General features: G+C 40.7%; 10 protein-coding genes, 1 tRNA gene and 1 pseudogene. 6 read left to right on the forward strand and 6 right to left on the reverse strand.

The features are described from left to right. The first annotated feature begins 211 nt into the window (after positions 1-211). Positions 212-1168 (forward strand): methylenetetrahydrofolate reductase, encoded by a 957-nt coding sequence (locus tag AC3KZC_RS13690; protein ID WP_490577068.1) that lies wholly within the window; start codon positions 212-214, stop codon positions 1166-1168. Positions 1169-1222: 54 nt separating this feature from the next. Here AC3KZC_RS13690 and AC3KZC_RS13695 read toward each other — a convergent pair whose 3' ends face one another. From AC3KZC_RS13695 to AC3KZC_RS13705, 3 genes are all read right to left on the reverse strand, one after another. Then, positions 1223-1729, reverse strand: a complete 507-nt coding sequence (locus AC3KZC_RS13695; protein WP_490577067.1) for a GNAT family N-acetyltransferase — start codon at positions 1727-1729, stop codon at positions 1223-1225. Positions 1730-1738: 9 nt separating this feature from the next. Then, positions 1739-2401: a thioredoxin domain-containing protein gene (locus tag AC3KZC_RS13700; RefSeq protein WP_490577066.1), complete on the reverse strand. Its 663-nt coding sequence runs from the start codon at positions 2399-2401 to the stop codon at positions 1739-1741. Positions 2402-2529: 128 nt separating this feature from the next. After that, complete coding sequence (locus AC3KZC_RS13705) at positions 2530-4236, reverse strand: hypothetical protein (RefSeq protein ID WP_490577065.1); 1707 nt, start codon at positions 4234-4236, stop codon at positions 2530-2532. Positions 4237-4473: 237 nt separating this feature from the next. On the opposite strand from AC3KZC_RS13705, the pseudogene AC3KZC_RS13710 reads away from it, so the two are divergent. From AC3KZC_RS13710 to AC3KZC_RS13720, 3 genes and pseudogenes are all read left to right on the forward strand, one after another. Next, a pseudogene (locus AC3KZC_RS13710) lies at positions 4474-5019 on the forward strand (alpha/beta hydrolase); the annotation flags it as partial. A 169-nt stretch (positions 5020-5188) separates the two neighbouring features. Then, positions 5189-6118: an EamA family transporter gene (locus AC3KZC_RS13715; RefSeq protein ID WP_518525898.1), complete on the forward strand. Its 930-nt coding sequence runs from the start codon at positions 5189-5191 to the stop codon at positions 6116-6118. Between the two features lie 392 nt (positions 6119-6510). Continuing rightward, positions 6511-7737 carry a TIGR03862 family flavoprotein gene (locus tag AC3KZC_RS13720; protein WP_490577063.1) on the forward strand — a complete coding sequence of 409 codons (1227 nt, stop codon included), beginning with the start codon at positions 6511-6513 and terminating at the stop codon, positions 7735-7737. 297 nt (positions 7738-8034) lie between these two features. On the opposite strand, the gene AC3KZC_RS13725 is transcribed toward AC3KZC_RS13720, so the two are convergent. Beyond that, positions 8035-8121: transfer RNA gene (locus tag AC3KZC_RS13725), tRNA-Leu, on the reverse strand. A gap of 332 nt (positions 8122-8453) precedes the next feature. On the opposite strand from AC3KZC_RS13725, the gene AC3KZC_RS13730 reads away from it, so the two are divergent. After that, the gene (locus AC3KZC_RS13730; RefSeq protein ID WP_490577062.1) at positions 8454-8951 is read left to right on the forward strand and encodes an RDD family protein; all 498 of its coding nucleotides are present in this window, start codon (positions 8454-8456) and stop codon (positions 8949-8951) included. Positions 8952-8993: 42 nt separating this feature from the next. Here AC3KZC_RS13730 and lptG read toward each other — a convergent pair whose 3' ends face one another. Together lptG and lptF are read right to left on the reverse strand one after the other, a co-directional pair. Then, positions 8994-10058, reverse strand: coding sequence for an LPS export ABC transporter permease LptG (gene lptG, locus AC3KZC_RS13735; protein ID WP_490577061.1), 1065 nt, complete (start codon positions 10056-10058; stop codon positions 8994-8996). Continuing rightward, on the reverse strand, positions 10055-11167 hold the full coding sequence (gene lptF, locus AC3KZC_RS13740; RefSeq protein WP_490577060.1) for an LPS export ABC transporter permease LptF: 1113 nt from the start codon (positions 11165-11167) through the stop codon (positions 10055-10057). The genes lptG and lptF overlap by 4 nt, the downstream gene beginning before the upstream one ends. 156 nt (positions 11168-11323) lie before the next feature. Between lptF and pepA the strand changes: the two genes are divergently transcribed. Continuing rightward, positions 11324-12835 (forward strand): leucyl aminopeptidase, encoded by a 1512-nt coding sequence (pepA, locus tag AC3KZC_RS13745; protein WP_490577059.1) that lies wholly within the window; start codon positions 11324-11326, stop codon positions 12833-12835. The last annotated feature ends 35 nt before the right edge of the window (positions 12836-12870 follow it).

Consider the following 12870-nt stretch of genomic DNA (forward strand, 5'->3'; position numbering starts at 1 on the left):
ATTAAGGTTTATTTTTCAAAGGCTATTATGCAAAACCAAACGCTGTGGAGCGAATAAATACGATAAAAGTGTGTAAATATTTGTATCTCTGCCGACTGAAAGATGAAAATAATTCAACTTCCTTGAAAATCTTTCACTAAAAATTTCTATCTAGACGTCTAAATGGCTGCTATATTAGCCCATATAGTTTGAATTTCGTTAGGACAAGATCATGGCTTTATCGTTACAAGAAAAAATTCAAGATGCAAATCAAGGTGTTTACCTTATTGGCACAACACCACCAAAAATTGATACCGATAAAGCACAATTAAAAACGATCGCGAATAAACTACTGAGCCGTTTACATGAAATTGAATACGACGGAGTCGTGATTTATGACATTCAAGACGAAAGCAGCCGCATTAGCACTCCTCGTCCGTTTCCGTTTAAACAAACGGTTGATCCACGCGAATACAGCAAGTTACTGAGTGACATATCTGAACTTGATGTGATTACTTATAAAAGCGTTGCGCAACGTGGCGTAGCAGAATTTAAAACTTGGCTTAACGAAACCAAACAAGAATTCAACCTAAAAAATCTCGTCTTAGTCGGCAGCCCATCTTCAGAGGGCGACATTAAATTAAGTCTTCCTGATGCGTATCAAACCTTAGCAGACAGTGAACAGGATTTCTTTTTAGGCGGGGTTACCATTGCAGAGCGCCATGCATCAAAGCGCAATGAGCACAGCCGTTTAATTGAAAAAACCCAGCAAGGCTGTCAATTTTTTATTTCCCAAGCAGTCTACGACGCTCAAGCGACCATTGATTTAATCACCAGTTATGCGCGTACGTGTCGCCAAGAAGGCATAAAACCAAATCGGATTATTCTCACATTTACACCGTGTGGCGGTGAAAAAACACTGCAATTTATGCAGTGGTTAGGTATTGCTGTGCCAGAAGCAACAAAATGGCGCATTTTAGATGCCCCTGATTCACTCAATGAATCAATCCGTATTTGCCGTGAAAATCTCAACCAAATTTTACGTAGTTGCGCTCACTTAGATGTCCCACTGGGCTTAAACATTGAAAGTTTAACCAACCGTAAAGAAGAAATTGATGCATCGATTAATTTATACCGCTTGTTAAAAGCGACTATGGAATTGAATCTTGCAGAAAAACAAATTGCTTAACCCATCATAACCAAGCAATCAGGCTCAAGCTGCGCCCCCAGCCTGAGCCATTTTTTACAATTCTTTGTAAAAATAAACCGTTGCAGCCAGTTTACCAAATCCATCTTTAGCAAAATTAGGGATAGTTCCTGCTGCTCGATAGCCCAATTTGGGATATAAAAAAGACGCGGTATCACCTAATTTAGTGTCGAGAATTAACAATTGCAGAGCCTGCTTTTTAGCTTGCAATTCAAGCGCGTGCATCAAGCCTTTTGCAATACCTTGGCCTTGGGCTGATTTGGCAACAATAAGTTTTTCAACTTCTCCCCGATGCTTGCCATTAGCTTTGTGGCATAAAGCCAGCTGCACGGTGCCAACTAACGTATTTTGCTGATAAGCACCAAACAAAATACTGTCATTATTGGCAACCTTTTGTGCAACCTGCTGCCAATAAAGATCAGCATCAGCGAGCGTTAAAGGCGCGATAAAACCGATTGAAGCACCTTGTGCTACCGCTTCAATTAAAAGATGGGTTAACACCGAACTATCGTCATCTAATTGATTAATCGCTCGTACAATCATGATCTCGTCTTATTTTGTTAGTAAGTAATCAACCAACTTAAAATAAGCTTCGTTAGAGCGTATGTCTTCATGAGCCATAACTAAATACTGACCATTGACCACAATTGCAGGCACACTGTTTATCTTGTTATTATTCATTTCGTCAAAGCTTTGCTGCATTTTAGTCAGGACCTCAGGGTCTTGACCTGCGATCTTTAAAAAGGCTTCTTGATCAATATTATTACGGGTAAAAAAAGCATCAAAGCTTTCTTGGGTCATGCCTTTTTTATACAAATCAAATAAATCGGCAAAATGTGCCATGTTATTGGTTTGCGCTAACGCATAAAAAATACGACCATCATTAACCCAATGCTCAGCAGTCACTGCATGCTTGCGCACAAAACCAAGCTCTGGATGCTTGGCCTTATAAGCCTGTAATGGCTCTTCAAAATGTTGGCAGTGCGGACAACCTAACCAAAAATATTCGACTAAAAACGGCTTTTGCGCCCCTTCATTATTAATACCCGTCACTACACGATAATGCACCCCTTCTTGATAAGGTGAGGTCATCGCTGAGGCGGTTTCAATTGTCGTCGCTGTTGACGTTGGAGCTGGGGAGGTTTCATCTACTTTTGAGCAGGCCGTTAACGACGCCGCCATTAACAGACTGGCAAGTAAGTGGCTTTTTTTCATTGTTCTTATTCTTTGTTAGTTTCAATTAGCTCAATAATAAAAGAAAAAGACATGAATATCAGCGCTTAATTATAAAACCCTAACAAATAGATAAAAAATATTTTTCAACGCTTGTGATGATAATAATTTTACCACGCCATGCGTTTTATTGAGGTATCGGCCAAAGTAAATTTAGTGATGGTCACTGAGTTATTATGTTGGTTTATGGTCATTTCACCAGGTGAAATCACCAAAGAATCTTTGTTAACTTCGCCCGTTAGTAAATTAACGCGATAAATAAACTGAATCGCATCATGCACATATAAATATTGTGCTGTCATGATGCTAAAGTTAGGATCAAAGCTTGGTAAATTCAGCGTTAAACGCTCATTTGTTTCAATATTAATTAGTACATTACTTTCAATATAAAACACCTTACCAAGCTCATTTACCAATAGACTACGTCCACCATTTTCAGCCAGTAATCGATGCTTGCGAAGTACTAAATCAAATTGCCAAATTTGTGAACTATCAGGCGTATCAAGTGAGTAAATAATAGTGTTGCCAGACCAATAATAGCGGCATACTTTGTCTGGCAATTCTTTTATTTCTATTAGTTCCTGATCAGACAAACGAATCAACTTTAATCTTTCACGCTGTTTAAATAAAACATAATCACCACTGGTTGATTCACGAATAGGCCCAAGGACCCCATCAATATCATTAAGATTTGATATCTTTTTCAGTTCTCCTTGTCCACCTTGCCATAACTCATGTGTACCTGTGCGATTTGATGCGAAAAAAATACCTGAACGCTCCGATAGAACAGGATTATAACTATGCATATCAGACTGATAAATAGGTATACCACCAGCCGCAGGCGTACCACTAAACAAATCCGTAAATTGCACTAAACCAGCATGCCTTTCAATGAAAGGGGTATATAGCAGACTATTTGACGACTCATATTCAAGATAATAAGGATTTAAATTACTCGCGAGCTCTGCTTTACGCACAACCAAGGAATGTACGTTAATATGGTAAAAGTTATTTTGATCAGCAATCATGAGCTCTTGGTCGTCTAGAGTCCAATCCATCGCAAAACCATAGTAAGTATGCTCTAAATTCAACAGCGTTTGATAAGACATAGATTCAAGATTAAATAAGCCAACGTGCATCGGTGTTTTAAAATCAGCGGTAAACAAGGCTATTTTAGTTTCATCTTTCGATAGCTCAAAGTGCAACACTCCACCAAGCAGATCACGAGGTGGTATTAATTCAATTTCGCTACCACTTGCCAAATCATAGCGATAAATGCTGGTTTTAATCAGTCCTTGTATTGGTTTTACATAATATAAATACTGATTATTCGCACTTAATTGCGCTGAGTTATTAAGCAAACGCCCACAAGGAATTAAAGCTGTTGGCTCAATTAAATCAGGGAATGAAGCAATATTAAATACAACAAAATCACAAGATAATTCATCAGACACAGCCGCCAATAACTGATGGCTTTGTGCTTGCCATGACAGCACATCAATATTTTTATTTCGATAGGTTAACTGGATTTTGTACTGATCAGAGAGACGTTGCACATAACTGTGATCAAGGCCATTTAAATTATTTCTATACGCAAAAAATGTTTGGTCGAATGAAATCAGTGGATTGTATTCAGCACCCGGCTCCCAGGTAATTGAAGGGTTATGAATACTATCGCCTGACTTATCATCACCATGCGCTTGTGTTAAAAGAGGTGCTTGCTGCGTTGTTGGCATTGTTTGGCTTGCAAATATCCCCCACGCCAATACACCTATAAAAAGTAAAAACGCGAATCCTGCTGCAACATAACGCTGCATTGAGCTTTTTGTTACGGCTACTCGCTCAGGCTCACCAGCCTGTACCGATTGCTACAACAGTTCGATGTTAATTGGTAGATCATTAATGACTTCATTTAAAAGCGGTTCTTGATGATGCGCTGATACACGAGCTGTAAAACTATAACCTTTTTTATGGTGTGTTTTAATAAAAGGTTGAGTGTAATCGGGGTGATGAAGGTGTTTTCTTAGTTCAGATATTGCTCGGTATATGCCGCAACAAAATGGGTAGCTGAAAATGGTAAGAAAATTGGCATTGATGGCTCACGCCTAGCCGTAGCGGGCAACAGTGCCGGTGGTAATATGGCAACCGTTATTAGCATCAAAGCCAAAGAAGCTGGCACTCCTAATATCAAATTCCAACTATTGTTATGGCCAGTAACGGATTCTAACCCTAACTACCCATCGTATAATGAATATGCTCAAGGTCACTTCCTTAGTAGCAACATGATGGAATGGATGTGGAACAACTACTTAGAAACCCCACAGCAACGTAACGAAATCTATGCTGCACCTTTACGCGCGTCGGTTGAACAATTAACTGGTTTACCACCGGCATTAATTCAAGTGGCTGAAAAAGATATTTTACGTGATGAAGCAGAAGCGTACGGCCGCAAACTTAATGCCGCAGGCGTTGCAGTTACAGTGACGCGTTATAACGGCATGATCCATGACTTTGGTTTACTGAACCCGCTAAGCAATATTCCTGCTGTTCAAGATTCTCTTGACCAAGCAGGTAACGCATTGAAAAAACATCTGAACTAATATAATTATGACCGCTTCTTGATAAGGCTTACATTAAGCAAACTCAAGGAGCTTTCTCAATGTAATCAATTTATTATATCGATTTTGTATATTTAAACTCTATAAATTTACACCACTCTAGTACCTAAAAAACCCATAACGAACTAAATAGGCCATGCGTTTAATTAATATGAAAACAGATTCGAATTCAAATAAAACTTGGATTGCTTTGCTCACATTATTTGCGACAGGTGCTCTGCTAGGGCTCTCAACAAACTTAGCGAAAGTAGCCAATATACAAGGGATTTCACCCTTACCTTTTTTAACATGGTCATTATTCGGGGCATCGATTATTTTACTTGGTGTAGCGCTATTTAGAGGCCACAGGATCCCAAGAACTAAACGTACTATTCGCTATTACTTCATGGCAGCTTTTTTTTCTGTGGCAGGTTCGAATTTAATCTTATTTAGTGCCATTCCTCATGTTGGAGTAAGCTTCGTTGCGCTCGCAATCTCCCTACCACCTCTGCTCACCTATCTAATCGCACTTGCTATTGGGATAGAAAAGTTTTGTGTTTGGCGAGCTGTGGGGGTGGCTTTTTCTCTTGCAGGGACGACCCTCTTAGTCGCGGCACAATGGCAAACACCTAAAAGCGATCAATTTTGGATTTTAGTTACTTTAATTGGTCCAATATTACTAGCTGCAGGAAATATCTATCGAACCACCCATTGGCCAACTGGAGAGAAGCCAGAAAACTTAGCGCCAGGCATGTTAATCGCAGCAACAAGCAGCTTAGTTATTATCGGGTTACTCCATCCTAGTTGGTCACTTTCATTGAACGCACAAACACAAAATTTAATGCTCATAGCTCTGCAATCACTCGTTTTCTCAGGTCAGTTTTTATTACTGTTTATTCTTCAAAAACAAGGAGGCCCCGTTTTTCTTAGCTTAATAGGGGCTGTGAGCGCCATCTTCGGTATTCCCTTTGCTATTATCTTACTGAATGAAGAAGTTCTCCAAGCTTTGCTACCCAGCGCCACGCTCATTTTGATTGGTATTTTATTTATGATTAAACAACAGCTTACTGTACAAAAAACAACATCGCAGCTCAAAAAATAGACCTAAGTTAGTCTATGACACGTTTTTCGAGCGAGCTGTTAGCCTTTAAAGTAGTGTAGTGCTCCTCATAAAGAGGCAATAACGCAGTATAAATTCCAAACATGCGCTGCCCAAAGGACTCTTCATACAGTGCGATTAACGCTTTGTTACCTACACGGATATAGATAAGAGGCGTGAGCAGGAAGCCGAAGCTTGGCTCAATTCTTACTTAGCCCATCAGGTTACAAACCTCGCGCCGCGATTCAATCGCCCCTAGATTGAATAAATTTCAATCCACAAAGTTCAATACGCACTAAGCTAATTTATACATACCTTCACGTTTTTTCTATTTGTAGCTATATACTCTCACTCTTTTTCTTTATTATTCCCTCTTTTTTGTAAAGGTAACCGCTGTGCTTCAAACAAAATCTGTCATTATTGTTGGTGCAGGGCCTGCGGGCTTGATGGCCGCTGAAGTTATCCGCGCACAAGGGCATCATGTTGCAGTCTACGATGCAAAACCCAGTGCTTGTCGTAAGTTTTTACTGGCCGGAGTTGGCGGAATGAATATTACCCACTCTGAACCTTATGCTGATTTTATCACCCGTTACTACAACAAAGCCCAATGGCTTGAACCATCGCTGCAGCAATTTAATGCCGATGATGTACGTGCATGGATAAAAGCATTAGGCATAGATACCTTTGTGGGCAGCTCAGGGCGAGTTTTTCCAGCTGATATGAAAGCAGCCCCCCTTCTTCGTAACTGGCTAAAACGCTTAAAAGAATCGGGCGTTGTTTTTAATATGCGCCATCGCTTAATTAATTGCACTGAGCGCACACTCACTTTTAATAATGGCGATACAGATATTGAAGTGACCGCAGATGCCATTGTATTAGCGTTAGGTGGCGGCAGCTGGCCAACCCTTGGCTCTGATGGCGCATGGCAAGCATTACTTGCTAAACAACATATTGAACTTGCGCCTCTTGAAAGTGCTAACTGTGGTTTTTACAGCCACTGGAGTGAGCACCTGCAAAAAAATCAAGCTGGCAGTTCACTTAAAAACATCGCTTTTACCATCAAAACCTTAGATGGGCATATCATAACCCGCAAAGGAGAATGTATCGTCACTGTTGATGGCATGGAAGGCAGTTTAATTTACGCGTTTTCTAAGTACATCCGCGATCACATCAATCACAGTGGCGAAGCCGAATTAACCATAGATTTACTGCCCGATTATTCACATGCCCAGCTGACTAAAAAGCTCAGTAGTAAGCAAGGTAAAGACTCTTTCAGTAAATATTTAAAACGCAGCGTAGCAATTAGTGGTGTCAAAGCTGCCCTGCTCTATGAATGTTTTACTAAAAGTCAACTTGAAGGTGCTGAAAATTTAGCCGCTAGTCTTAAAAACCTCACCGTTCGCTTTTATCAAACCAAACCGATTGCCGAAGCGATATCAAGCGCAGGGGGGGTGTGCGAACACAGTGTTGATGAGTTTTTTATGTTAAAAAACATACCCGGCGTATTTTGTGCTGGAGAAATGCTTGATTGGGAAGCGCCAACAGGTGGCTATTTACTGACTGCATGTTTTGCCACCGGCCGCCAAGCAGGGCTCGGTGTTTGTCGCTATTTAAAGCGCTAAAAAGCGTCTCTGCTATATGACTTCACTGCTATATAAGTAGTGAAGCCAATACGCTTCTTTTACAACTTTGGCTAAATGCCGACAACAAGACATTCCTGATCGCATTTAACCTTCATTCTCCCAATCAGAGGTTTTTTAATCGGTGTCAAAATTTAAAGCTAAAAGCTAAAAGATAAAAGATAAAAAGCCAGCGAACTGAGTCAAAGAAGATAAAGCCAGAAAAGATAGAGCCAGCATCCTGCGTTACTTTTTAGCAGGCATAAAAAAACCGTCACTAAAAAGTAACGGTTTAAAAAGTGGTACCAGTGGCCGGACTCGAACCGGCACGCTTTTAAGGGCGGGGGATTTTGAATCCCCTGTGTCTACCAATTTCACCACACTGGCATAATTTTTCTTTCATTTTCTTCCGCGACAGTTGCATGCAACCGATTGAGAAAATAAAGAAAAACCACTTTAGAGCAAAAATTTATATACTCTATTTCTGTCTCTTGGGTTGGCATTATACAAAGTTACTGACGCTCGGCAAGCTGTTTTTTAACCCTGTATGCTCAACTGCTCAGCAATCAATCAATTTATATTTGAAATATAAAAAGCCCTCAACTTAACCTACTGATAAATAAACACTCTACTCATTCGCCAGCACTTAAGCCGAGACTAATTCATGTTTAAGTAATTGTTTGTTAGAATATCGCACAACTGATTTTGCTAAGGTAATTATGACTTCTTTTCCACGCACTGGTTTTTGGCGCCGTGCCGCCGCTTGGCTTTATGATGCATTAGTGATTATTGCTTTTGCGATGTTAAGTACTGTGCTGTATTTGTTTTTTATTCAAGGGTTGCTTTCGCTTGAGGTACTCACTTTAGGTGATTCAACTGATGTATCTGATTTAATTCAACAAAATAGCATTCTTAGAAGCATTCGCACCGCTATTTTAATTGTGGTCAGTATTGGTTTTTTTGCCTACTTTTGGACGCACGGTGGCCAAACAATAGGTATGCGCGCATGGCGACTGAAAATACAGCAGCTTGATGGGTCTAAAATCACATTAAAACAAGCGATTATTCGTGCGGTTTGTGCGCTAGGTGGCTTGGGTAATCTGGCAGTGATTGTTAATTTAAAACAGCCCCGCGCATTACAAGATTACCTCGCAGGGACTGAAATTGTGACGTTAACCAAAGAAGAAAACAAAAAAATTTATAACTCACTTGATTAATACCTGCTGATAACAAATCAAATGAACCATAAAAACGCAGCGTTAGCTGCGTTTTTTTATGAGATAAATTGAAATAGCCATAAATAGAATACTTGGAAACACAGCCCCCACCGCAGGTGGTAATTCATAAACCAATACAATAGGCCCAAATATTTTATCACTCAAGTGAAACACAATCCCAGTGATCACACCCATCACAATCCGTGCGCCCATACTGACAGAGCGTAGCGGGCCAAAAATAAACGACAACGCCACTAGCAACATCACCGCTATCGATACAGGCTGCATTAATTTACGCCACAGCGCCAATTCATAACTACTGGTGTCTTGTTCATTTTTTTCTAAATATTCAAGATAACCAATAAGTCCTGTAAATGATAAAGACTCGGCTTTAAGTGATACAATACCCAATTTGTCGGGTGTTAGTTCAGAAACATAAAGCTGCTCGTTACTTATTTCTTGACTCACTAGCTCTGGTTCTAAGTAAATTTTCTTAACATCTTTAAGCAACCAACCATCAGGATGACTGGTAGCACTTTGGGCATTGGTTACCGACACTAAGTCTAAATTTTTATTAAATTGATAGAGCTTTAAACCATTTAATTGGCCGTTATCATCAACATTATCAATATTTAAAAAGACATCACCATCTTTAGCCCACACGCCTTGACGTGCATTAAAAACGCTACCACCTGAAATGGCATAAGTACGTAACTCTTTAGCTTGCTTTTGCGCCTGCGGGACGCCCCACTCCCCCATCGCCATAACACACAGCGCCATAACAAAAGCAGTTTTCATTACTGAACGAATAATTTCAAATCGCGATAGACCCGCAGCTTGCATCACCACAAGTTCACTATTTGACGCAAGCGCCCCAAGACCTGTTAATCCACCAATCAGTGTCGCCATAGGAAAAAACGTTACCACGTCCGCTGGCACACTAAATAAGGTATATAAACCTGCGGTCATCACATCATAGCTACCACGGCCAACATACTTAAGTTGCTCAATAAATTTAATTAATGTGCTGATCCCAACCAAAACCAACAAGGCAAAGCCGGTAGTTTGTAAAATACTGCGCCCTAAATACCAATCTAAAATTTTCAATTAATGCGCTCCCTTTTGGTTACCACCGCTTTAATTAACGCACCTAACTCTCGGTCGCGTAAAATTAACAACATACCAATAAATAACGCCGTTAAATGAATCCACCACAGCCCCAAGCCTGTTGGAATTTGGCCATCTTCAATGGCAAATTTAGCCCCATTGAGCAAAATGAAATACACTAAATAAAATACAATTGCAGGTACTAACTTGGCAAACTTGCCCTGACGAGGATTTACCTCACTCAGCGGCACAGCAATGAAAGTTAAAATCAAAATCGACAAAGGTATGGCTAAACGCCACTGAAATTGCGCAGCAGCATCGGCACTATTCATTTTTAACAAAGCACTGGTTGAAATAGCTTCGAGTTTTCGACGCTGATGCTCAATGGCCTGCTCTTGAATTTGTATCTGATACCCTGAAAACTCAGTCACCTTTAATTCTTTACTAATACCATCGGTATCATAATGTTTACCCGCAGATAACTTGAGTTGCTGCTCACCCGAAGCACTTTCTTCTACCACGCCTTTTTGCGCATAAACAATACGCGCTTGGGGTTGTTTTTCACTGTCAGAAAACTGCGCAACAAACACCCTATTGAGCTCAGTGCCACCTTGGTTAATATCATGAATAAACACCACGGCTTTTTCATTACCGGTTTGTTGAAAACGCCCAGCCCGAAGACTAAACAGACCCGATTCAGCTTTGGCTTTTTCTTCTAAGCGATATTCTTGTTCGCTGGCCCACGGCGCAACCACTAAGGTCAACGCTGCGGCAAATAACGCCAAAACAAAACTCGAGACTAAAGTCACCCTCACCACATACCACTCACTGACACCACAAGCTTTAAATACCGTCATTTCACTGTCAGCATAAATACGGCTGTACGCGAGAATAATCCCAAGGAAAATACTCAAAGGTAGAATAAATGACGCTAACTGAGGCAATTTAAGCGCCAACATCGAAATAATCAATTTTGCAGGCAAAGAACCATCGGTTGCATCCGTTAAAATACGAACAAACTTTTCACTGACAAAAATTGTCATCAAAGTGAGGAACACGGCCAACTGCGATTTTAGTACTTCTGCAGACAAATAACGGAAAATTAGCAAAATGCGCCCCTATAAAACATGTCTTTTCACTGGAATAGTCAGAAATTTTAAGTAAACTTGTTATTTTCACAACTTAATTATATGTCATTGCAGGTTTTTATAAACCTAAAAGTTAATGATGGCATAAATAGTGAGCAGATTCAGTTAGGAGTCGCTATGGAATTCAGCGTAAAAAGTGGTAGCCCAGAAAAACAACGCAGTGCCTGCATCGTCGTAGGTGTTTATGAACCACGTCGTTTATCGCCAATTGGTGAGCAGCTGGATCGGATCAGTGATGGTTACATCTCAAATTTACTCCGTCGTGGAGATCTTGAAGGCAAGCCAGGCCAAATTTTATTATTGCACCACGTACCTAATATCTTAAGTGAGCGTATTTTATTGGTCGGTTGCGGTAAAGAGCGTGAGTTAAACGATAAACAATATAAACAAATCATCTCAAAAACGATTAATACCTTAAACGAAACAGGTTCAATGGAAGCGGTCTGCTTTTTAACTGAGCAGCACGTAAAAGGCCGTGATACCTATTGGAAAGTACGCCAAGCAGTTGAAACAACACAAGACTGTTTATACACATTTGATCAACTTAAAAGTAAAAAAAGCGATACCCGTCGCCCATTGCGTAAAATTGTATTTAACGTGCCAACACGCCGTGAACTCGCAATTGGTGAAAATGCGATTGAACACGGCTTAGCAATTTCAGCAGGTATGAAACTGTGTAAAGACGTGGCAAACATGCCGCCAAACATTTGCAACCCAGCTTATTTAGGTGAGCAAGCTAAATTACTTGAAGCCAATTATGAAAAAGTAACGGTTAATTTAGTTGGCGAACAAGAAATGGATGAGCTTGGCATGCAAGCTTATTTAGCTGTAGGGCGTGGCAGTGACAACGAATCAATTATGTCGGTCATTCACTATAATGGCGCCCCTACCAATCAAGCCCCTATCGTATTAGTGGGTAAAGGCTTAACCTTTGATTCGGGCGGTATTTCACTTAAACCTGGCGAAGCCATGGACGAAATGAAATACGACATGGGCGGTGCAGCAGGCGTGCTTGGCACCATGCGCGCATTGGCAGAAATGGACTTACCTCTCAATGTTATTGGTATTTTAGCAGGCTGTGAAAACATGCCAAGCTCAAATGCGTATCGCCCTGGCGATATTTTAACGACCATGTCGGGCCAAACCGTTGAAGTACTCAATACCGATGCTGAAGGGCGTTTAGTATTGTGTGATGCCCTGACGTATGTAGAAAGTTTTGCTCCAGAAACCGTTATTGATGTCGCGACCTTGACTGGTGCGTGTATAATCGCCCTTGGCCATCATGCTACTGGTTTATTGTCTACTCACAACCCACTTGCTCATGATTTAATTAAATCGGGCGAACAAAGTGGCGACCGTGCGTGGCAATTACCATTATGGGATGATTATCAAGATCAGCTTGAAAGCCCATTTGCAGATTTCACCAATTTAGGGGGCCGTGCGGCTGGTACGATTACAGCAGCGTGTTTCTTATCTAAATTTACCAAAAAATATAATTGGGCTCATTTAGATATCGCAGGCACAGCATGGCGCAGCGGCAAAAACAAAGGCGCAACCGGTCGTCCGGTGCCAATGTTGACGCAATATTTGCTCAATCGTGCCGATATTACCCCAGTGCAAGAGGCCTAACCGCCTCCTGCCATTTAGCTTTGCTTTGAGGCAAC

The sequence above is a fragment of the Pseudoalteromonas sp. J2K-J031 genome (genome assembly GCF_058197095.2).